Origin of the sequence: Roseomonas sp. KE2513 (genome assembly GCF_016107305.1) — a bacterium.
In the GTDB taxonomy this organism is placed as follows: domain Bacteria; phylum Pseudomonadota; class Alphaproteobacteria; order Acetobacterales; family Acetobacteraceae; genus Roseomonas.
Map to the genome: position 1 here is coordinate 157,872 of NZ_RCVR01000002.1, position 19,072 is coordinate 176,943.

Annotated in this window: 17 protein-coding genes, 1 pseudogene and 1 riboswitch; of the genes and pseudogenes, 10 read left to right on the forward strand and 8 right to left on the reverse strand. The window is 71.5% G+C overall.

The window, feature by feature from the left end; genetic code table 11:
* Positions 1 to 52: 52 nt before the first annotated feature.
* From thiC to D9599_RS02935, 3 genes are all read right to left on the reverse strand, one after another.
* Positions 53 to 1,888, reverse strand: coding sequence for a phosphomethylpyrimidine synthase ThiC (gene thiC, locus D9599_RS02925; protein WP_198379729.1), 1,836 nt, complete (start codon positions 1,886 to 1,888; stop codon positions 53 to 55).
* Positions 1,889 to 1,976: 88 nt separating this feature from the next.
* Positions 1,977 to 2,108: riboswitch (TPP riboswitch) on the reverse strand.
* Positions 2,109 to 2,144: 36 nt separating this feature from the next.
* Complete coding sequence (locus D9599_RS02930; protein WP_198379730.1) at positions 2,145 to 2,840, reverse strand: SDR family NAD(P)-dependent oxidoreductase; 696 nt, start codon at positions 2,838 to 2,840, stop codon at positions 2,145 to 2,147.
* Positions 2,837 to 3,592, reverse strand: a complete 756-nt coding sequence (locus D9599_RS02935; protein ID WP_198379731.1) for an SDR family NAD(P)-dependent oxidoreductase — start codon at positions 3,590 to 3,592, stop codon at positions 2,837 to 2,839. Before D9599_RS02935 ends, D9599_RS02930 begins: the two co-directional genes overlap by 4 nt.
* Before the next feature lie 73 nt (positions 3,593 to 3,665).
* On the opposite strand from D9599_RS02935, the gene D9599_RS02940 reads away from it, so the two are divergent.
* From D9599_RS02940 to D9599_RS02980, 9 genes and pseudogenes are all read left to right on the forward strand, one after another.
* The gene (locus D9599_RS02940; RefSeq protein WP_198379732.1) at positions 3,666 to 4,145 is read left to right on the forward strand and encodes a nucleoside deaminase; all 480 of its coding nucleotides are present in this window, start codon (positions 3,666 to 3,668) and stop codon (positions 4,143 to 4,145) included.
* Positions 4,146 to 4,194: 49 nt separating this feature from the next.
* On the forward strand, positions 4,195 to 4,971 hold the full coding sequence (locus tag D9599_RS02945; protein ID WP_198379733.1) for an SDR family oxidoreductase: 777 nt from the start codon (positions 4,195 to 4,197) through the stop codon (positions 4,969 to 4,971).
* On the forward strand, positions 4,968 to 5,363 hold the full coding sequence (gene folB / locus D9599_RS02950; RefSeq protein WP_198379734.1) for a dihydroneopterin aldolase: 396 nt from the start codon (positions 4,968 to 4,970) through the stop codon (positions 5,361 to 5,363). The genes D9599_RS02945 and folB overlap by 4 nt, the downstream gene beginning before the upstream one ends.
* 325 nt (positions 5,364 to 5,688) lie before the next feature.
* Positions 5,689 to 7,794 (forward strand): annotated as a pseudogene (gene uvrC, locus D9599_RS02955) (excinuclease ABC subunit UvrC); the annotation flags it as partial.
* A 216-nt stretch (positions 7,795 to 8,010) separates the two neighbouring features.
* Complete coding sequence (pgsA, locus tag D9599_RS02960) at positions 8,011 to 8,631, forward strand: CDP-diacylglycerol--glycerol-3-phosphate 3-phosphatidyltransferase (protein ID WP_198379736.1); 621 nt, start codon at positions 8,011 to 8,013, stop codon at positions 8,629 to 8,631.
* Between the two features lie 131 nt (positions 8,632 to 8,762).
* Positions 8,763 to 9,464 carry a hypothetical protein gene (locus tag D9599_RS02965; RefSeq protein ID WP_198379737.1) on the forward strand — a complete coding sequence of 234 codons (702 nt, stop codon included), beginning with the start codon at positions 8,763 to 8,765 and terminating at the stop codon, positions 9,462 to 9,464.
* The gene (gene moaD / locus D9599_RS02970; protein WP_198379738.1) at positions 9,464 to 9,715 is read left to right on the forward strand and encodes a molybdopterin converting factor subunit 1; all 252 of its coding nucleotides are present in this window, start codon (positions 9,464 to 9,466) and stop codon (positions 9,713 to 9,715) included. The genes D9599_RS02965 and moaD overlap by 1 nt, the downstream gene beginning before the upstream one ends.
* Complete coding sequence (locus tag D9599_RS02975; RefSeq protein ID WP_198379739.1) at positions 9,712 to 10,167, forward strand: molybdenum cofactor biosynthesis protein MoaE; 456 nt, start codon at positions 9,712 to 9,714, stop codon at positions 10,165 to 10,167. The genes moaD and D9599_RS02975 overlap by 4 nt, the downstream gene beginning before the upstream one ends.
* Positions 10,164 to 11,597 carry a hypothetical protein gene (locus D9599_RS02980; RefSeq protein ID WP_198379740.1) on the forward strand — a complete coding sequence of 478 codons (1,434 nt, stop codon included), beginning with the start codon at positions 10,164 to 10,166 and terminating at the stop codon, positions 11,595 to 11,597. Before D9599_RS02975 ends, D9599_RS02980 begins: the two co-directional genes overlap by 4 nt.
* Here D9599_RS02980 and D9599_RS02985 read toward each other — a convergent pair.
* The 3 genes from D9599_RS02985 to D9599_RS02995 all read right to left on the reverse strand — a co-directional run bounded on the left by D9599_RS02985 (position 11,521) and on the right by D9599_RS02995 (position 15,543).
* Complete coding sequence (locus D9599_RS02985) at positions 11,521 to 12,255, reverse strand: lytic transglycosylase domain-containing protein (protein WP_198379741.1); 735 nt, start codon at positions 12,253 to 12,255, stop codon at positions 11,521 to 11,523. The genes D9599_RS02980 and D9599_RS02985 overlap by 77 nt on opposite strands.
* A 45-nt stretch (positions 12,256 to 12,300) precedes the next feature.
* Positions 12,301 to 12,738, reverse strand: coding sequence for a low affinity iron permease family protein (locus D9599_RS02990; RefSeq protein WP_198379742.1), 438 nt, complete (start codon positions 12,736 to 12,738; stop codon positions 12,301 to 12,303).
* 126 nt (positions 12,739 to 12,864) lie between these two features.
* Positions 12,865 to 15,543 (reverse strand): PAS domain-containing protein, encoded by a 2,679-nt coding sequence (locus D9599_RS02995; RefSeq protein WP_198379743.1) that lies wholly within the window; start codon positions 15,541 to 15,543, stop codon positions 12,865 to 12,867.
* Between the two features lie 396 nt (positions 15,544 to 15,939).
* Between D9599_RS02995 and D9599_RS03000 the strand changes: the two genes are divergently transcribed.
* Complete coding sequence (locus D9599_RS03000) at positions 15,940 to 16,410, forward strand: hypothetical protein (protein WP_198379744.1); 471 nt, start codon at positions 15,940 to 15,942, stop codon at positions 16,408 to 16,410.
* A gap of 27 nt (positions 16,411 to 16,437) precedes the next feature.
* Here D9599_RS03000 and D9599_RS31115 read toward each other — a convergent pair whose 3' ends face one another.
* Positions 16,438 to 16,854 (reverse strand): PaaI family thioesterase, encoded by a 417-nt coding sequence (locus tag D9599_RS31115; RefSeq protein WP_198379745.1) that lies wholly within the window; start codon positions 16,852 to 16,854, stop codon positions 16,438 to 16,440.
* Complete coding sequence (locus D9599_RS03010) at positions 16,851 to 18,932, reverse strand: 3-hydroxyacyl-CoA dehydrogenase NAD-binding domain-containing protein (protein ID WP_198379746.1); 2,082 nt, start codon at positions 18,930 to 18,932, stop codon at positions 16,851 to 16,853. Before D9599_RS03010 ends, D9599_RS31115 begins: the two co-directional genes overlap by 4 nt.
* Between the last annotated feature and the right edge of the window lie 140 nt (positions 18,933 to 19,072).

A 19,072-nucleotide genomic window follows, 5' to 3' on the forward strand; every position in this document is an offset into this window, starting at 1 on the left:
GCCGGCGAACGAAGCGGAAGGCGGCGGGCGATGCAACCCGCCGCCGCGCCGCTCAGTCCGCGCCACCCTCCCCCAAGGGCACGTAGAGGTTGCCACCCTCCCGGAACTTGGCGGCCATGGCTTCCATCCCCTCCTTCTGTGCCTCCGCCCGGATGTCGTGGGAGATGCGCATGGAGCAGAACTTCGGGCCGCACATGGAGCAGAAATGCGCGGTCTTGTGCGCCTCCCGCGGCAGGGTCTCGTCGTGGAAGGAGCGCGCGGTGTCAGGGTCGAGCGAGAGGTTGAACTGGTCCTCCCAGCGGAACTCGAAGCGGGCGCGGGAGAGGGCGTCGTCGCGCAGGCGGGCGGCCGGGTGCCCCTTGGCGAGATCCGCCGCATGGGCCGCGATGCGGTAGGTGATGACGCCCGTCTTCACGTCGTCCCGATCGGGCAGGCCGAGATGCTCCTTCGGCGTGACGTAGCAGAGCATGGCGCAGCCGAACCAGCCGATCATGGCGGCGCCGATACCGGAGGTGATGTGGTCGTAGCCCGGGGCGATGTCGGTCGTCAGCGGCCCGAGGGTGTAGAAGGGCGCCTCCCCGCAAGTGGCCAGCTGCTTGTCCATGTTGGCCTTGATCTTGTGCATGGGCACGTGGCCCGGGCCCTCGATCATCACTTGGCAGTCCTTCGCCCAGGCGATCTGCGTGAGTTCACCCAGCGTCTCCAACTCCGCAAATTGCGCGGCGTCATTGGCATCGGCGATGGAGCCAGGGCGCAGGCCGTCGCCGAGGGAGAAGGAGACGTCATAGGCACGCATGATGTCGCAGATCTCCTCGAAGTGCTCGTAGAGGAAGCTCTCGCGATGATGGTGCAGGCACCACTTCGCCATGATGGAGCCGCCGCGGGAGACGATGCCTGTCACGCGGCTCGCGCTCAGCGGCACATGGGCCAAGCGCACGCCGGCATGGATGGTGAAGTAGTCCACGCCCTGCTCGGCCTGCTCGATCAGCGTGTCGCGGAAGACCTCCCAGGTGAGGTCTTCCGCGATGCCGCCGACCTTCTCCAGCGCCTGGTAGAGCGGCACGGTGCCGATGGGGATCGGCGCGTTGCGCAGAATCCAGTCGCGGATGTTGTGGATGTTGCGGCCGGTCGAGAGATCCATGACCGTGTCCGCGCCCCAGCGGATCGCCCAGACCATCTTCTCCACCTCCTTCGCCATGGAGGAGGTGACGGCGGAGTTGCCGATATTGGCGTTGATCTTCACCAGGAAGTTGCGGCCGATAATCATCGGCTCCAGTTCCGGGTGGTTGATGTTAGCGGGGATGATGGCGCGGCCACGCGCGATCTCGTCCCGCACGAATTCGGGCGTCACGTGGTCGGGGATGGCGGCGCCGAAATCCTCCCCGTCGCGCTCCAGCGCCGCGCGGGCCCTGGCGCGGCCGAGATTCTCGCGGACGGCGACGTATTCCATCTCCGGCGTGATGATGCCGGCGCGGGCATAGGCGAGTTGTGTGACCGCGCGGCCATCCTTCGCCCGCAGCGGGCGGTGGCGGACCGGGAAAGCGGGGGTGAGGCGGTCGCCGGAGACGAAGCCGTTGTCCTCGGGCTTCAGGTCGCGCCCGTCATATGTCTCTACCTCGCCGCGCGACTCGGTCCAGGCGCGGCGGTGGCGGGGCAGTCCGCGCTCGATCGCGATCTCGGCGGAGGGGTCGGTATAGGGGCCGGAGGCATCGTAGACCGTCACCGGCGGCTCGCCCGCGCTCGGGTGCAGCGCGATCTCGCGCATCGGCACGCGCAGCGCGGGGTGGAGGATGCCGGGCTTGAAGACCTTGGTGGAAGCCGGCAGCGGGCCGGTGGTGACGCTCGGCACGCCGGCTATCGCCGGACGCGCGGTGGTCTCGATGGACATGCAGGCAGGCCCCCTTCGGAAGGGATCCAGCGCTGCCAAGGGGGATTGGAGGATCGACGGTCACGGGCGACAGGAATCGCCGAGGGGGCCGCAGGCATCCGCACCGTCCCTACGCCAGCATGAACTGGATCAGGTTCGACGGGTCACTGCGCTGCCCCCCCGCGAACGGGACCGGCCAGCAGTATCTCAGCCCCTTGTCGGGACACCCCTGGTGAGGCGCGAAGCCTCCGCCCGCGGGGTCCGCATTGTCAAGCGATCAGAGGCCCGCGCCGCCATCCAGCGCAATGGCCTGCCCCGTGACGTTCTTCGCGGCGGGGGAGAGGAGATAGGCGGCCATCTCCGCCACCTCCTCCGCCGCCGTGATGCGGCGGGTGGGAGTGCCGGCGGCGGCCTCGGCAGCGGTCATGCCGAGTTCGCCCCAGCGGGCGCGCGCCATCTCGGTGTCCACCCAGCCCGGGCAGAGGGCGTTCACCGTGATTCCGCGCGGCGCCAGCCGCAGCGCGAGTGCCTTCATCAGCCCAATCACCCCGTGCTTGGCGGCGGAATAGGCCACCTGGTCCGGCACGGCGCGCAGGCCGAGGACGGAGGAGAGGAAGACGATCCGCCCCTCCCCGTCCGGCAACCCGGGCGCCGCGGCCTCGGCGCAGCGCCAGGCGCCGTCGAGGTTGGAGGAGACGATGCGGCGCCAGTGCTCCTCGTCCGGCGCGGGTGGGTCGCCGCCGGCAGCGCCAGCCGCCAGGATCACGGCGCCGAGCGGCCCGGCGGCGGCGAAGGTGCCCCGCACGGAGGCGGCGTCGGTCACGTCGCAGGGCAGGTAGCGGACGCCCTCGGGCAGCGGCCCGTCGGCGGGGCGGCGGGCGGCGGCGATGACGCTCCGCCCCTGGGAAGCGAGCAGCCGCGCGCAAGCGAGGCCGATGCCCCGCGTGCCGCCGGTGACGAGGACGGCACTCATGCCGCGGTCGTCCCGCCGTCCACGGGCATGACAATGCCGGTGACGAAGCTCGCGTGGTCGGAGAGGAGGAAGGCGACGACGGCCGCGATCTCCCGCGGGTGGGCGAAGCGGCGCTGCGGCACTGCCTCGGTATAGACGGCGTCGCTGGCGGGGCCCGACCGGTTGCGGGCGGCGAGGTCGGCGATGACCGCGCGCAGCATCGGCGTGTCCGTGCTGCCGGGCGCGATGGCGTTGAAGCGAACGCCCTGTGTCGCGAAGTCGAGCGCCGCCGAGCGCGTCATCTGCGCCAGCGCCGCCTTGGAGGCGCCGTAGGCTGCCGAGGCCGGCTTGCCGATCAGCGCCTGGTCGGAGGCGATGTTCACCACCGCGCCGCCGCCCTTCAGCAGGTGCGGCAGCGCGGCCTGCATCACGGCGAAGGGGGCCAGCCAGTTCACCCGCATGATCCGCTCCGCCTCGGCCAGCGGGGTGTCGATGAGCGTGCCGATCATCGTGTCGCCGGCGTTGTTCACCAGCAGGTCGATCCCACCCATCCGCGCCGCGGCGGCTTCCACCGCTGGGGCGATGGCGGCGATGTCGTGCAGGTCGTGCTCCGGCCGGTCCAGCCCTTCCACCACGACGCCGGAGGCCTCCAGCGCGGCGACGATGGCGCGGCCGATCCCGCCCCGGTGCCCGGTCACGAGGGCGCGCTTGCCCGCTAACCCCGTCTGGCGGAGGTCATTCGGGGCGGGATCCGCGGAGGCAGTCTTTTCCATACCGGTTCGATGACACCGCATCCCCGCCGGGGCAAGGGTGTTTCCTGCTACCGGAGCGGGAGAGGAGCACGGCATGGACAATCAGCGTGATGAAAGCCTCATGCGCCGGGCGCTAGCGCAAGCCGAGGCCGCCCTGACGAAGGGACAGGCGCCCTTCGGCGCCGTGATCGTCGACGCGGCCGGCGAGGTGCTGGGCGAGGGGCACAACACGGTCCGGGCCGACCGCGACCCCGCCGCCCATGGGGAAGTCGTGGCCATCCGCGACGCGCTCCGCCGGCTGGAGAGCGGGAAGCTGCCGCCGGGGACGACGCTCTACACGAGCTGCGAGCCGTGCCTTATGTGCGCGGTGGTCGTCGCGCAACTCGGCATCCGCCGGGTGGTCTATGCCGCGCGCGGGACGGACGTGCCGGGGGCGAAGCGCCTGCTGGACGCCGACCTCTCCCAGGCCGCGCCCTGGGTGAACGCCAATCCAGCCTGGACCCCGATCGAGCTGCGCGGCGACCTCCTGCGGGAGCAGGCACTGAGGAGCATGGCCGCCTTCGATTGGGGATAGGGCGTCCCCTCTCGCGCGCGCCGCGATCCAGGCCCATCTTGGGCGCCTCATGGCCATTCCCCCCAGCATCCCCCGCGCCGCCCTCGTCACCGGGGGGGCGAAGCGGATCGGTCGCGCGATCGCCCTCGCCCTCGCCGAGGCCGGCTTCGACGTGGCAGTCCATCACGCGAACAGCGCTGCGGAGGCCGAGGAGACGGCGGCCGCCATCCGGGCGTTCGGCCGCCGGGCAGTGACCCTGCGGGCCGAGCTGGGACGGGAGGCGGAGGTGGAATCCCTCATCCCCGACGCCACCGCCGGCCTCGGCCCCATCGGGGTGCTGGTGAACAACGCCTCGCGCTTCGAGCGGGACGAGTGGGATACCGCAACCCGCGAGAGCTGGGACACCCATCTCGAGCCGAACCTGCGTGCGCCCTTCGTGCTGACCCAGGCCATGGCCCTCGCCCTGCCGGAGGGGGCCGAGGGAGCGGTGGTGAACATGCTCGACCAGCGCGTGCTCTCCCTCACCCCTCATTTCGTCAGCTACACCGTTTCCAAAGCCGCGCTCTGGGCGCTGACGCAGTCGATGGCCCTCGCCCTCGCGCCGCGCGTGCGGGTGAACGGCATCGGCCCCGGCCCCACCATTGCCAGCAGCCGGCAGACGCCGGAGCAGTTCCAGGCGCAGTGCGAGAGCACGCCCCTGCAGCGCGGCTCGAGCCCGGAGGAGATGGGGCGGGCCGTGGTCGCGCTGCTCTCTCTTACCTCCATGACGGGAGGGATGATCGCCCTGGACGGCGGCCAGCACCTGCAATGGTCGCCGGCCCGGTCGAAGGAAGGGATCGAAGAATGATCTCCTATCTGCCCGATGCCAACGCCCGGCTGCGCCGCGTCTTCGTGCGCGACCTGACGGTGCAGGCGCGGCTCGGCGTCTATCCGCGGGAGGAGGCGGCCCCGCAGCGGGTGGTTATCGGAATTGAGCTTCTCGTCGCTGACGATGCCGCGCCGGCCGGCATCGGGCCTGACCGGCTGGATCGCGTGGTGGACTATGCGGCCGTCACCGAGCGCGCCCGCGCCGTGGCGACGAGCGGCCACACGCGGCTCGCCGAGACGCTGGCGGAGCGGATCGCGGTGGCCTGCCTGGAGGATACGAGGGTGGAATCCGCCCGCGTGACGGTGGAGAAGCCGGACATTCTGCCCCATGTCGGGGCGGTCGGCGTGAGCGTTGAGCGGCGGCGGAGCTGACCCTTCCCTCCCCGCGCCACATCACCACCTTGTCAACGCCCTCTTCGCGATTTGAGAAAAATAATCCCCCGCTGACGAGAACAGGACGCAGTCCTGGCTTGTCGGCGACCGAAGGCTAATGTGAACGAAGCATGAATGCGCAAGATGATGCTAAACGGCGCCAAAACAAACACTTAGCTTGCTGCCCAAGAAATAGGCAGGCGCGTTGCAAGCCCTTGTGGACGGGCCTTCGGCGCGCTGTCGGGCGTATCTCTCCACAAGCTTATCCACAGCTTCGGGGGACAACCGGCAGACACGCCGCGGAAACCCAACGGAAACAAGCCTGATGGCCTTCTCCAACGAGCAGACCACCCCCCTCGCCCCCATGGAGGGGCGAGCGGTGATCGAGACGGCGCTCGCGACCCTTCCCTTCTCGCCGGGCGTCTACCGGATGCTCGATGCGAAGGGGGACGCCCTCTATGTCGGGAAGGCGCGCAGCCTGAAGAAGCGCGTCTATGCCTATACCCAGGTCCATAAGCTGCCGGACCGCCTCAAGCGCATGGTCTTCGAGACCCGGCACCTGGAGGTGATCACCACCGCCTCCGAGGCCGAGGCGCTGCTGCTGGAGGCGAACCTGATCAAGCGGCTACGGCCGCGCTATAACATCGTGCTGCGAGACGATAAGTCGTACCCGTGGCTCGTGATCACGGAAGATCATCCTTACCCGCAGATCACCAAGCACCGCGGCGAGCGCCGGAAGGGCGCCTCCTACTGGGGGCCCTTCGCCAGCGCCTGGGCGGTGAACCAGACCCTCACTGCCCTCCAGCGCGTGTTCCTCCTCCGCTCCTGCCGGGACACGGTCTTCGACAGCCGCTCGCGTCCCTGCCTGCTGCACCAGATCCGCCGCTGCTCCGCCCCCTGCGTCGAGCGTGTCTCGAAGGAGGAGTACGGAGAGCTGGTGCGGGAGGCCGTGCAGTTCCTCTCGGGCGAGACGCCCTCCATCCAGAAGCGCCTGGCGAAGGAGATGGAGGAGGCGGCCGAGCGGCTGGAGTTCGAGCGCGCGGCGGCCATCCGGGACCGCATCCGGGGCCTGACCCATGTCCAGGGGCGCGACCGCATCAATATGGAGAACGTGGGCGACGCCGACGTCATCGCCCTGCACATGGCGGCCGGCCAGGCCTGCGTGCAGGTCTTCTTCTTCCGCGGCGGGCGCAACAACGGGAACCGGCCCTTCTTTCTCTCCGGCATGCGAGCAGATGCGGAGCCGGCAGAGGTGATCACCGCCTTCCTCGGCCAGCTCTACGACGACCTGCCGCCGCCACCTCTCGTCCTCGTTTCCCACGAACTGCCCGAGGCAGCACTGATCGCTGAGGCCCTGGCACTGCGCGCTGACCGCAAGGTGGAGGTCCACCACCCCAAGCGCGGCGACAAGCGCTCGGCGGTGGAGCACGCCCAGACGAACGCGCGGGAAGCCCTGGAGCGCAAGCTTGCGGAGGGCGCGGCCCAGGGCGAGCTGCTGGAGGGGGTCGCGAAGGTCTTCGACCTGCCGTCCACGCCCGAGCGGATCGAGATCTACGACAACAGCCACATCCAGGGCACCAACGCCTATGGCGTGATGGTCGTGGCGGGACCGGCGGGCTTCCTGAAGAACGCCTACCGCAAGTTCTCTATCCGGGGCGATGGCGCCGGGGCGCCCAAGGCCAGGCGCGGCAAGACCGATGCCACGGATCGCGGCCCCGCGCCCGCCGATGCCTCCGGCGTTGAACCACTTGCCGGGGAGGATGTGGAGCTGCTCGCGCATGACGCCGCCGGCCGCGCCGGGCCCGCCACCACCGACCCCGCCCGCCTAGCCAATGCTCCCCGGGGCGGAGGAGCCAGTGCCCCCCGCGGCGGAGGGGCTGGCGCCCCCCGCGGGGGGGATGACTTCGCGATGATGCGGGAGGTCTTCGAGCGCCGCTTCGGCCGCGCCCTGAAGGAGGACCCCGAGCGCGAGAGCGGCACCTGGCCGGACCTGGTGCTGATCGACGGCGGCATCGGCCAGCTCAGCGCTGCCCGCGACATCCTGACGGAGATGGGGGTGCACGACATCCCCCTCGTGGCCGTCGCCAAGGGGCCGGACCGGGATGCGGGACGGGAATGGTTCCACCGCACGGGGGCGGAGCCCATCCAGCTCCCTCCGCGTGACCCCGTCCTCTACTACCTCCAGCGCCTGAGAGACGAGGCGCACCGCTTCGCCATCACCACCCACCGCGCCGGCCGGTCGAAGTCCCTCGTAAAAAGCGAGTTGGACGAGATACCGGGCGTCGGCACGGCCATCAAACGGGCGCTGCTGAACCATTTCGGCTCGGCGCGGGGCGTCCGGAACGCGGCGTTGGAAGATCTGCAAAACAGCCCGGGGATCGGCCCAGCCGTGGCGAAGCGGATCTACGAGCACTTCCACCCCGGCACCACTGGCCCAGTGGAGGCGCAGAAGCCGCGCGGGCGGGCGAGGAAGGCTGCGTCCGTGGCGGTCCTCGCCGAGGCGCCCGAAGCGGCCGCGGCGGAGGAAGGGGCGGAGGCGCCCCCTCCCCTGTCATCGGACGCGCTAGGGCATGAGGCGGAAGGATGAGCCCGCCCCGCGTTCCCCGCGGCGCCTTTCTGGGCTAGGGGTGCCGGCAAGGAGTCGCGTATGCCCACCGACCTGCCGAACCTGCTGACGCTGTCCCGCATCGCGGCCATCCCGCTTCTGGTGGCATTGATGTTCCTGGGCACCCCGCTCGGCGACATCCTCTCCTGCGCCGTTTTCTCGGCGGCGGCGGTGACGGACTATTTCGACGGCAAGATCGCGAGGGAGAGAAAGACCTTCAGCGCCTTCGGCCGCATGCTGGACCCCATCGCGGACAAGCTGCTGGTGGGCGCGGCGCTGATGCTGCTGGCGGGCCTCGGCCGCCTCTCCCTGCTGGGCCTCCTGCCCGCCATCGTCATCATGCTGCGCGAGATCCTTGTCTCGGGCCTCCGGGAATACCTCGCGGGGCTGCGGGTCGGGCTGCCGGTCACGCGGCTGGCGAAGTGGAAGACCGGCTTCCAGATGGGCTCCATCGGCACCATCGTGGCGGGAGACAGCGGTGCCTCGGCAATTGGCCTCGGGTTCCTGCCGGTCTCCTGGCTGGGCGAGGCGGGACTCTGGGTCGCGGCCGGGCTCACGCTCTGGACGGGGTGGGACTACATGACCGCCGGCATGCGCCACGCGGCCGCCGAGGACCTGGCCCAGGCCACCGGAGGCGCGCGGCCCGGTGGAACCACTCGGTAACATTCGGGCAGGTGGCGGGGAGGCGCCGTGGCGCGCATCCTGCGCGGCAAGCTCTACTAACCTGGCCTGCACTATACTCGTTGCGAATCAGGACGACCCGGCACGACGGGCGGATCGGAAGAGGATCTAGCATGCATCGCCACCGCCCGACGGCCGCTGGGCCCTTCCGCCGCGCCGGCCTGCCGCTCGCGCTCCTGCCCGCGCTCGTGCTGGCCGCCTGCGCACCGGAGATCGACTGGGCGCCCTTCGGCCGCACCGACCCGATCGGCGCGCCGGACAGCCTGACAGTGCGCCGCGTGATGGGCGCACCGGAGAACGTGCCGCCACTGCTCGCCGAGGGCGGCGACGTCTGGCCGGCGCAGGAGGCCCCGCGCGCCACGTTGCAGAACCCCGACGCTGTCTCGGACCAGGGCCAGCAGCCCTCCCCCGTGCTGGAGCGGGCGCGCGAGCGCGGGGCGCCGCCGCCGCCACCCCGTCTGCAGAGCGAGCAGCCCGGCAACGGCGCCCCGCCAGAGGCCGCGCCCAACCCGCGCGCCCCGGCGCCCGGCACGCGCCGCCGCGGCAGCTCGGCCGAGGCGCTGCCACCGCTCGACCCGGTGCCCGTCCCGCGCGAAGGCGTGCCGCGCGGCGAGCCGCCGACCCCGCCCTCCCGGGTGGGCGGAAACCGCATCGTGCCGGTGCCGGGCGGCCCGCCCGCCATCATCACCGGCCCCACCGGTGGGATCACCACCTACACGCAGCCGGGCGGCAGCAGCGGCACGGCCATCCAGCAGCCAGGCTCCACCACCCTGTTCGGGCCCACGGGCGGCGTGCAGGTGGTACCGACGCCCTGATGCGCGTCCTCTACTTCGCCTGGCTGCGCCAGCGGGCCGGCATCGGGGAGGAGGAGGTCTCTCCCCCGGCCGAGGTCACCGATGTCGGCGGGCTGATGCGCTGGCTCGCCGCCCGGTCCGCCGGGCACGCCTCCGCCTTCGCGGACCCGGCGCAGGTGCGCTGCGCCGTGAACCAGGAGTTCTGCGGCCCCGACCACCCAGTTTCCGACGGCGACGAGGTGGCGTTCTTCCCACCGGTGACGGGGGGATGACCGTGGAGCCCACCATTCGCGTGCAGGAGGCCGGCTTCGACCTCGCGCGGGCGACGGCGGCGCTCTCGGCCGGGCGCACGGATGTCGGGGGGATCGCGAGCTTCGTCGGCCTCTGCCGCGCCGATGACGGGCTCCAGGCCCTGATCCTCGAGCATTATCCGGGCATGACCGAGCGCGCCATCGCGGGGATCGCGGCCCAGGCGGCGGCGCGCTGGCCACTGACGGGCTGCACCGTGATCCACCGCGTCGGCCGCATCCTGCCGGGCGAGGGCATCGTGCTGGTGCTCACCGCCAGCCGCCATCGGACGGCGGCGCTGGAGGCCTGCGCCTTCCTCATCGACTGGCTGAAAACCGGCGCCCCCTTCTGGAAGCGCGAGGAATTCGCCGACGGCGCCGAGCGCTGGGTGGCCTCCCGGCAGGAGGACGAGGCGCGCGCCAAGGGCTGGGGGTGAGAAGCCTCGGCGCGACTCTCTTCGGCGGGCTGATGCTCGTCTGGCCAGCCTTCCTCAACGGCTACCCGCTCGTGTTCAGCGACAGCGGCGCCTTCCTCCACCAGACGCTCGGGCCGCTGATGATCTGGGACAAGCCCTGGATCTACGGGCCGCTCATCCTGCCGCTGCACCTGCACCGGAGCCTCTCGCCGGTGCCGATCGCTCAGGGGCTGGTGCTGTCTCATCTCCTCTGGCTGCTCGTGCGCGCCTTCGGTGGCGGGGCCTCGCCGGGGCGGCACCTGCTGCTCTGCGCCGTCCTCGCTGCGCTGACGGCGGCGCCTTTCACCGCGGCCACCGTCATGCCGGACGTGATGACGCCGGTGGTGGTGCTCTCCGCCCTGCTGCTCAGCTTCGGGCGGGCGGCGCTCTCGCGCGGGGAGACCGCCTGGCTCTCGGTGCTGGCGGCGCTCGGCGCAGCGGCGCATCTCTCGAACCTGCCGGTGCTCGGCGCGCTGGTGGTGGTCTCCTTGCTGGCGGGGTGGCGGGCAGCAGGGCGCGTCGCGCTGCCGCTGGCCGGGGCTGTCGCGCTGCTGCTGGCGACGAACCTCGTGGGGCACGGCCGGCTCTCGCTCTCCCCCCATGGGGCGACCTTCCTTCTCGCCCGGCTGGTGGCAAACGGGCTGGCGATCCGGACGGTAGAGGCGGAATGCCCGGCGGCGGGATGGTCGCTCTGCGCATTCAAGGGCCGGTTGGAAGCCTATGGTCCCCTCGCCTGCCCCCCCGGTGCCTGTCCGCGCGACCTGCTGGCGAGCGACCTCTTCCTTTGGAACCCCGAGAGCCCGGTCAACCGCGACGAGGCGGGACGGCCGCGCGATTTTGGCGGGCGGGCGCTCTCCGGGGAGGCCGGTGAGATCGTCCGGGCGACGCTGGTGCGGGAGCCCCTGGCGGTCGCGCTCGGCGCGGCGCGTGACACGCTCGCCCAGCTCCTCGCCAACCGCGTGGGGGACACGCTGGAAGGGCGGCATGTCGGCGAGGGGGTATTGCGGCGCCTTGAGGCTTTCGGCCCGGCCGAGGTGGCGCGGCTGCGGGCGGGCGCGCAGTGGCGGGACGCGCTCATGCCGGTCGTCCTGCCGCTCCTCTGGGTGCAAGGGCCGGTGCTGGTGCTGGGTGCGGCGGGCCTCCTGCTGCTGGGATGGTGCGGGCGGCGGAAACAGGCGGTGCTGAGATTCGCGCTCGGTCTGGGCCTGGCCGTGCTGGCCAATGCCTTCGCCACGGGCGCGCTGAGCGGGCCGCACGACCGCTACGGGGCGCGGATCGCCTGGGTTCTGGTGGCGGGAGCTGTCGTCCTCGCTCTTCGTGCGTCGGCCGAGGCGATCAGCGCCGCAGGCAGGCCATCCGCGGCCGCGGGTTCCGTGGAAGCGGCACCGGCCGGTTCACCCCGGGCCGCATGAAGCGCCGCGCCTCCGCCGCGCTCCCGATCAGCAGCGCCGGCTGCAGCCCGGGCGCACATAGGCCAGCGAGGCCGCGCATGGTGGGCAGCGGCACTGTCCCGCCGCGCGTCCAGGCGGCGCCGAGGCGTGCGAGGGCCACGCGGCCGTTATAGGCGGCGCCGCGCTCGGGCTCACCGGAGTGGTAGCGGCCGATCGCTTCCCCCCAGTCGGGCGAGGCGGCGCGCAGGCGGCCGAGGAAGCGGGCGGCGTAGCGCGCGTTGGTGGGCGGGTCGAAAGCGGCCTCGAGGTTCGGGAAGGCGTCCGGATGGTGCAGGAGGTTCACCTGCATGCAGCCCACGTCGATCGAGCGAATCCCGCGCGCCCGCATGGCCGCCACCGCCGCGACGGCCGCAGCCTTGCTCGGGGCGCTGCCCGTTTCGCCTTCCGCATTCCAGCTCCAGGGCCAGGGCTCCGGCCGGCCTGAGGGAGAGGCGCGCCCGGCCTCGACCAGCGCGATGGCGCCGAGGAGGCCGGCAGGAATGCCCGATCCGGGTTCCACGGCGGCGATGGCGCGGCGGCAGACGGACCAGTCGTCGCCCTCCTGGGCACGGGCGGGTGCTGCGGGCGTTGCGGCCGCGAGGATGGCCAGAAGGGCGAGGATCGAGCGCGCGCGGGGCATGCGGGCAGGTCGCGCGTGCCAGCGCGCGCGGTCAAGCTCCAGATCCTACTCGGTGGCAGCCTCGGCGGCCTCGGCGGCGCGGCGGTTGGCGCGTCCACTCGCCTCCTCGGCAGCCTCGGCGGCCATGGCGAGGCGGGCGCGCTGCTCGCAGGTGGCGCGGATCTCGTCCAGCTCCTCCTCGGTCAGGTGCTCGATGCCGATGAAGGCGTTGCCGGCGGCGCTGGTGCGAATCAGCTCGTCTAGCTTCGCCTGGATGGCCGCGCCGTCCCGGTTCTGGGTGTTCTGGATGAGGAAGACCATTAGAAAGGTGATGATCGTGGTGCCGGTGTTGATGACCAGCTGCCAGGTGTCGGAGAAGCCGAAGAAGGGGCCGGAAAGCGCCCAGAGGATCACCACGGCGACCGAGACGACGAAGGTGATGGGCCGCCCGGCCGCGTGGGCGACGCTGCTCGCGGCCGCGTTGAATATCCTGGCGAAATGCATCGCTGGGCAGTGTCCCGAGGGGGCCGGACCGGTCCGGCGTCCAGGGGCTGAACTGGGCATTCTGGCGCTCCCGGGACAAGGGCCGGGGATCAACCTTTCGTTCATTTCACCAAACGGTCTCGGGTCTCAGCCCGCGAGGATCGTCCGGATGCGGTTCGCCAGCGCCGCGATGGCGAAGGGCTTGGTGAGGAAGTGCATGCCGGGCTCGAGGTTCTCCCCGCCGACGGCCGCGTTTTCGGCATAGCCAGTGATGAAGAGCACGTTCAGCCCCGGCCGGGTCACCCGCGCGGCATCGGCGACCTGACGGCCGTTCAGGCCGCCGGGTAAGCCCACATCCGTGATCAATAGGTCGATCCTCGCGGGGGAGCGGAGCACCTCGAGGGCCGCGGGGCCGTCGGCGGCCTCGATGGCGGTGTAGCCAAGCTCCTCCAGCACCTCGACGACCAGCATGCGGACGGTCACCTCGTCATCCACCACCAGCACCGTCTCGCCGCTGCCGGTACGCGAAAGCTCGACCGCGCGGGCCATGCCGCCGTCCTCCACGACCTCGCCGAGGTGGCGCGGCAGGTACAGGCGCATGGTGGTGCCGCGCCCGACCTCCGAATGGATCGCCACATGCCCGCCGGACTGCCGGGCGAAGCCGTAGATCATGGACAGGCCGAGGCCGGTTCCCTTGCCGATGGGCTTCGTCGTGAAGAAGGGCTCGAAGGCGCGGGAGACCACCTCGGGCGCCATCCCCTGCCCAGTATCGGCAACGGAGATGGTGACGTACTGCCCGGGAGCCATCCCGCGGCCCCGCGCCGTGCGCTCGTCCACCTGGGCATTGGCTGTCTCGATGGTCAGGCGCCCGCCCTCAGGCATGGCGTCGCGCGCGTTGATGCAGAGATTGAGGAGGGCGTTCTCGAGCTGGTTGGCGTCGCAGAGCGTGGGCCAGAGCCCGGCGTCGAGCACCGTCCGCACCTCGATCCCCGGCCCCATCGTGCGGCGGACGAGGTCCTCTATCTCCCGGATGCGGCTGTTGGGCTGGGTGGGCCGCGGATCGAGCGTCTGCCGGCGGGAGAAGGCGAGCAGGCGGTGGGTGAGAGCCGCCGCCCGGCTGGCCGCCCCCTCTGCTGCTGCAAGGTAGCGCTCCACCTCCGGCAGCCGGCCCTGGGCGATGCGGGTCCGCGTCATCTGCAGGCTGCCGACGATGCCCGCGAGGAGGTTGTTGAAGTCGTGCGCAATGCCGCCGGTGAGCTGGCCCACGGCCTCCATTTTCTGGGCCTGGCGGAGCGCCTCCTCGGCCAGGCGCAGCGCCTCGGCCTGATCGCGCTCGGCGGTCACGTCGCGCCCGACGGCGCTGACGAGCCCGTCGCCAGAGGCCGCGGACCAGCTGATCCAGCGCCAGCTTCCGTCCTTGTGGCGGTAGAGGTTGTCGGCGTGCAACAGGGCCTCGCCGCGCGCGAGGGCCTCCAGCCGCGCGGCGGCCCTGCCGAGGTGGTCGGGGTGGATGAAGTCCCGGATCTGGCGGCCGACGAGCTCGGTCTCCGACCAGCCGAGCACGGCGGTCCAGGCGGGGTTCACGGCGACGATCGTGCCGTCCGGCCGGGCGACGAGCATAATGTCCGCCGAGAGGCGCCAGAGGCGATTGCGGTCGGCCGTGCGCTCGGCGACCTCCGCCTCCAGCCGCTCGTTCAGGGTGCGCAGCCGCGCCTCGGTGAGCTTCGTCTCCGTGATGTCGTAGATGACGCCGCAGAAGCGTAGTTCCGCCGTCTCGGGGTCGGAGAGGTACTCGCCGCGGCGGGTGAGCCAGCGGGTCTCCCCGGTGTCGGGGCGGCGGATGCGGAACTCGGCCTCGGCCAAAGTGCCCGGGGCGGGCGTGGCGCCGGCCTCGATCAGGCAGGGGTCGCCTGGATGGACGAGGGCGTTGATGGTGCGCAGCGGCAGGTCGGTCGCGGGGCGCAGGCCCAGCAGGGCACAGAACCGCTCCGAGACGGAGGCCGTGCCGTAGCCGGCCACGTACTCGAAGGTGCCGATGCCGCCCGCGGTCTGGGCGATGCGCAGGCGTTCCTGCACCCGCTTCTGCTCGCTGATGTCCACCAGCGTGCCGACGAAGCGGGCGGGCCGCTCGTCGGTGCCCGCGTAGCAGCGGCCGCGCGCATGGACCCAGCGCATCGACCCGCCGGGCAAGAGGACGCGGTACTCCTTCGAGAAGAGGTCCGCACCGCGGAGGATGGCACCGACGGCAAGGCGGACACGCGGCCGGTCCTCGGGGTGGATGACGGAGAAGAAGGTCCCGGGGCCGACGCCGCGCGCCGCTTCCTCGGGCGTGAGGCTGTAGAGCCGGGCGAAGCGCGCGTCACCGGTAATCCGGCGCGTCGCTACGTCCCAGTCCCAGGCGGCCATCACGTCGGAGGCGAGTAGCGCCTCACGGAGTCGCTGGTTCGCCTCGCCGAGCGCTTCCCGCCCGACGCGGAGGGCTGCCTGCAGGGCCGGGATCTCCTGCGTCGGTACGATCTCGGTCTGGGTAGCGAGAAAGAAGCGGGGTGCACCACCCATGCCAGGGACCGGCGTCAGGAACACGGCGTTCCAGAACAGCGTGCCGTCCCGCCGCGCGTTCAGGATGCAGGTATCGAGCGGGCGTCCCTCCTTCACCGCGAGCGAGAAGGCGGCGACGGCCGCAGGGTCGGTCTCGGGAACCTGGAGGAAGCGGCAGTTGCGGCCCAGCACCTCCTCGGCCGAGTAGCCCGTCAGCCGCGTGAAGGCGGGGTTCACGTGGACAATCGGATTGTCGGGCAGATGAGGATCGGTAACGACGACGGACATGCCCGAGCGATCGAGAGCGTCCAGAAAGGGCCCAGCGAGCAGGTGCAGTGCGGACGGCGGCTCGCTGCCAGCCTGAAGGCTGGGGACCGTCGGGGACAGGCACTCGGTAGGCGCTGAAAGGTAGGACATTCGTCAGCGCCAGCCGGTCGCGAGCTGGTTCAAATTGGCCTCATCATGTCGGTTGCGACCGCTTGATGAAGAAATGAAGGGCTTCGATCCTGGGATCAAGATGACGAGTGCGGAATGATCCTGGCCTCCTCATCATTCCGGCCGGGCATGTCGGTTGCGCAACCCCGTGGGCATGCCGAACGATAGGCCCCGAGGAACCTCCCAGGGGCGGCGGCCGGCGCGATGCCCGGACCTCGCCCCAGGTGGTTCGACAGCCGAGAGGGACCCATGCACGCCAAGATTACCGTCCATACCAGCCCCGACCGGCTCTTCGCCTGGCTGTCCGAGCCGGGGAATGCCCGTTTCTGGTTCGCCCATCTGCGCCACGACGCCGACCGGGTGCCAGATCCGAAGCTGAGCGCCGATGCGGGCGAGCGGGTGGTGCGCTGGACCGCGGCGCCGGCCGGGGAGATGCGGGTGACGGATCCCGCGACCCACGACGCGGGGGTTGCCGACCTCTCCCTCACCTTCGCCGAAGGCGGGCACATCGACGAGCCGCCGGCCGAGGAGATGAGCCCCAACGACGACCCGACCAATGCGGGCAACGCGCTGCGGAGTATCAAGAGCCACGTGGAGAACGCCGAGGGCGGCGATCCCGACATGCACACGCCCGGCATCGTCTCGCGCGAGGCGGCGGAGGAGGCTGACCGCGAGATCGCGGAAGATCCCGAGCACGGCGGCACGCCGCGGCGGCGCTAGCCAGCCCGCCGGCTGGCCCCCGGGCATTCAGCCCGGGGGAGTGCCCAGCAGCTTCCAGACACCGTCCCCGGCCGCCACCAGCCGGTCGCCCACGCTGACGGTGCCACGGACGAAGGCGACGGAACGGGCGACGCGCAGCACCTCCCCACGCCCTTCCAGGAACTCGCCTGGGTGGGCGGCGGAGAGGAACTGGGTGTTCAGCTGCATCGTCACGCCCGGCCGCTTGCCCGTCGCGCGGTAGACGGTGATGCCGAGGGTGTTGTCGAGCAGGGTGACGAGCATCCCGCCATGGACGATGCCGTGGTTGTTGGCGTGGCGCTCGTCGGCCAGCACGCCATAGGCCCAGCCGTCCCCCTCGGCGCGGGACCAGAGTGGGCCGGTAAAGCCGGAGAAGCCGCTCGGGGGCCAGGGGGACCAGCCCTCGGCGGCCGGGTCGAAGCTCACGCCGCGGCCTTCTCGTCGAGGGCGGCGAAGCTGCCGCCCTCCTCCGCCAGGCGCACGAGCAGGGCGGCGGGCTGCAGGCTCTCATCCCCGGAGGCGGCGGCGAAATCGCGGAGGCGCGCGACGATCCGCGGCAGGCCGACGGCATCGGCGTGGAACATCGGGCCACCGGTGCCGGCCGGCCAGCCGTAGCCGTTCAGCCAGACCGTATCGATGTCCCCGGCGCGGGCGGCGATGCCCTCCTCCAGGATGCGGGCGCCCTCGTTGATCATGGGATAGAGGAGGCGCTCCAGGATCTCCTCCTGCGGGATCGCGCGGCGGGTGACGCCCTGCTCGGCCGAGACGCGCTCGATGACCGCGCGCACCTCGGGGTCGGGCGTGCCGGTGCGGCCATCGCCGGAGTAGTCGTAGTAGCCGCGCTTCGTCTTTTGGCCGAGGCGCCCGGCCTCCACCAGCGCGTCCGCGACCGGGGCCTTCTTGCCGGTGGCCTGGCGGATGCGCCATCCGATGTCGAGGCCGGCGAGGTCGGACATGGCGAAGGGGCCCATGCGGAAGCCGAAGGCGTTGAGGGCGGCGTCCACCTCCTCGGGCATCGCGCCCTCGATCAGCAGGCGCTCGGCCTGGGCGGTGCGGCGGGCGAGCATGCGGTTGCCGATGAAGCCGTAGCAGACCCCTGATACCACCGGCACCTTCGCGAGCTTGCGGCCGAGTTCCACGGCCGTCGCAAGCGCGTCGGGCGCGGTTTCCTTGCCCCGAACGACCTCCAGCAGCTTCATGACATTGGCGGGCGAGAAGAAGTGCATGCCCAGCACGTCGCCGGGGCGGGAGGTGGAGGCCGCGATCTCGTCCACGTCGAGGTAGGAGGTGTTGGTCGCGAGCACGGCGCCGGGCTTCGCGATCTCCTGCAGCTTGCCGAAGATCTCCTTCTTGAGGCCCATCTCCTCGAAGACGGCCTCCACCACCACGTCGGCGCCGGCGGCGGCTTCCAGGCCAACCTTGCCCTCGATGAGGCCTATGCGCTTGTCGCGGGCTTCCTCGGTCAGGCTGCCGCGCTTGACGGAGGTAGCGTAGTTGCCGGCCACCCGCTCCAGGCCGCGCTGAAGGTTCTCCTCGCTCGTCTCGATGAGGGTCACGGGGATGCCAGCATTGGCGAAGCTCATCGCGATGCCGCCGCCCATGGTGCCGCCGCCGATGACGGCCGCCTTCGCCACAGGGCGGGGCTGGGTGCCCTTGGGCAGGCCAGGGATGCGGGCGGCGGCGCGCTCGGCGAAGAAGACGTGGCGCAGGGCCTTGCTGCGGGGATCGTCGCGCAGGCGGAGAAAATGGGCGCGCTCGACCGACATGCCCTCGTCGAAGGGCTTGTCGAAGGTGGCGCGCACGGCGTCCACACAGGCGGCGATGCTCGGGTTTTCCGCGCCTTTCTTCAGCATGGCGGCGGCCGCGGCCTCGAAGGCATCCCGCTCGCCGGTATCCTGGCGGGCGCTGGTGGGAGTGGGGCGGCCCTTATCGGCCAGGCGCAGCGCGAGGGCCTTGGCAGCCGCCAGCACGTCGTCGGCCACCTCGTCCACGATGCGCAGCGACTTCGCCTCCGTCGCGCCGACCGGGTCGCCCGCAACCATGAGCTTCAGGGCGGGCACGGCGCCGATCAGGCGGGGCAGGCGCTGGGTGCCGCCGGCGCCGGGCAGCATGCCGAGCTTCACCTCGGGCAGGCCGAGCTTCGCGGCGGGCGCCGCCACGCGAGCATGGCAGCCGAGCGCCACTTCCAGCCCGCCGCCCAGCGCCGCGCCGTTGATGGCCGCCACCACCGGTTTGAGGAGGGATTCGAGGGCCGCGATGGCCTCGGGCAGGTTCGGCGGCACGGGCGGCTTGCCCAGTTCGGAGATATCGGCGCCGGCGATGAAGGTCCGGCCTTCCGCCGCGACGACGACGGCGCGGACGGCGGGATCGGCTCCGGCGGCCTGCGCCGCGCGCAGCAGGCCGCCGCGCACGGCGGCGCTGAGCGCGTTCACCGGCGGGTTGGCGATGCGAATGACGGCGACGCCGTCCTCCACCGTGCTGGTGACCGGTTCCTGCTGGGCCATCGACCGGCTCCCTCTTCCCTGCAAATCTTTGTTTTCGCCACGAAAAGGCGGCATCTGCGGGGTATGAGGAAAGAACCGGGCGGCGCCCGCGTCAAGCGGAGGGGCGGAGCGGGCGCAAGCGGCGGCGATCGTGACGTCTT

What these genes read in the sequence shown, in the direction of transcription:
- thiC (WP_198379729.1), bottom strand. Translation starts at nt 1,888, where the DNA reads ATGTCCATCGAGACCACCGCGCGTCCGGCGATAGCCGGCGTGCCGAGC.
- D9599_RS02930 (WP_198379730.1), bottom strand. Translation starts at nt 2,840, where the DNA reads ATGAGTGCCGTCCTCGTCACCGGCGGCACGCGGGGCATCGGCCTCGCT.
- D9599_RS02935 (WP_198379731.1), bottom strand. Translation starts at nt 3,592, where the DNA reads ATGGAAAAGACTGCCTCCGCGGATCCCGCCCCGAATGACCTCCGCCAG.
- D9599_RS02940 (WP_198379732.1), top strand. Translation starts at nt 3,666, where the DNA reads ATGGACAATCAGCGTGATGAAAGCCTCATGCGCCGGGCGCTAGCGCAA.
- D9599_RS02945 (WP_198379733.1), top strand. Translation starts at nt 4,195, where the DNA reads ATGGCCATTCCCCCCAGCATCCCCCGCGCCGCCCTCGTCACCGGGGGG.
- folB (WP_198379734.1), top strand. Translation starts at nt 4,968, where the DNA reads ATGATCTCCTATCTGCCCGATGCCAACGCCCGGCTGCGCCGCGTCTTC.
- pgsA (WP_198379736.1), top strand. Translation starts at nt 8,011, where the DNA reads ATGCCCACCGACCTGCCGAACCTGCTGACGCTGTCCCGCATCGCGGCC.
- D9599_RS02965 (WP_198379737.1), top strand. Translation starts at nt 8,763, where the DNA reads ATGCATCGCCACCGCCCGACGGCCGCTGGGCCCTTCCGCCGCGCCGGC.
- moaD (WP_198379738.1), top strand. Translation starts at nt 9,464, where the DNA reads ATGCGCGTCCTCTACTTCGCCTGGCTGCGCCAGCGGGCCGGCATCGGG.
- D9599_RS02975 (WP_198379739.1), top strand. Translation starts at nt 9,712, where the DNA reads ATGACCGTGGAGCCCACCATTCGCGTGCAGGAGGCCGGCTTCGACCTC.
- D9599_RS02985 (WP_198379741.1), bottom strand. Translation starts at nt 12,255, where the DNA reads ATGCCCCGCGCGCGCTCGATCCTCGCCCTTCTGGCCATCCTCGCGGCC.
- D9599_RS02990 (WP_198379742.1), bottom strand. Translation starts at nt 12,738, where the DNA reads ATGCATTTCGCCAGGATATTCAACGCGGCCGCGAGCAGCGTCGCCCAC.
- D9599_RS02995 (WP_198379743.1), bottom strand. Translation starts at nt 15,543, where the DNA reads ATGTCCGTCGTCGTTACCGATCCTCATCTGCCCGACAATCCGATTGTC.
- D9599_RS03000 (WP_198379744.1), top strand. Translation starts at nt 15,940, where the DNA reads ATGCACGCCAAGATTACCGTCCATACCAGCCCCGACCGGCTCTTCGCC.
- D9599_RS03010 (WP_198379746.1), bottom strand. Translation starts at nt 18,932, where the DNA reads ATGGCCCAGCAGGAACCGGTCACCAGCACGGTGGAGGACGGCGTCGCC.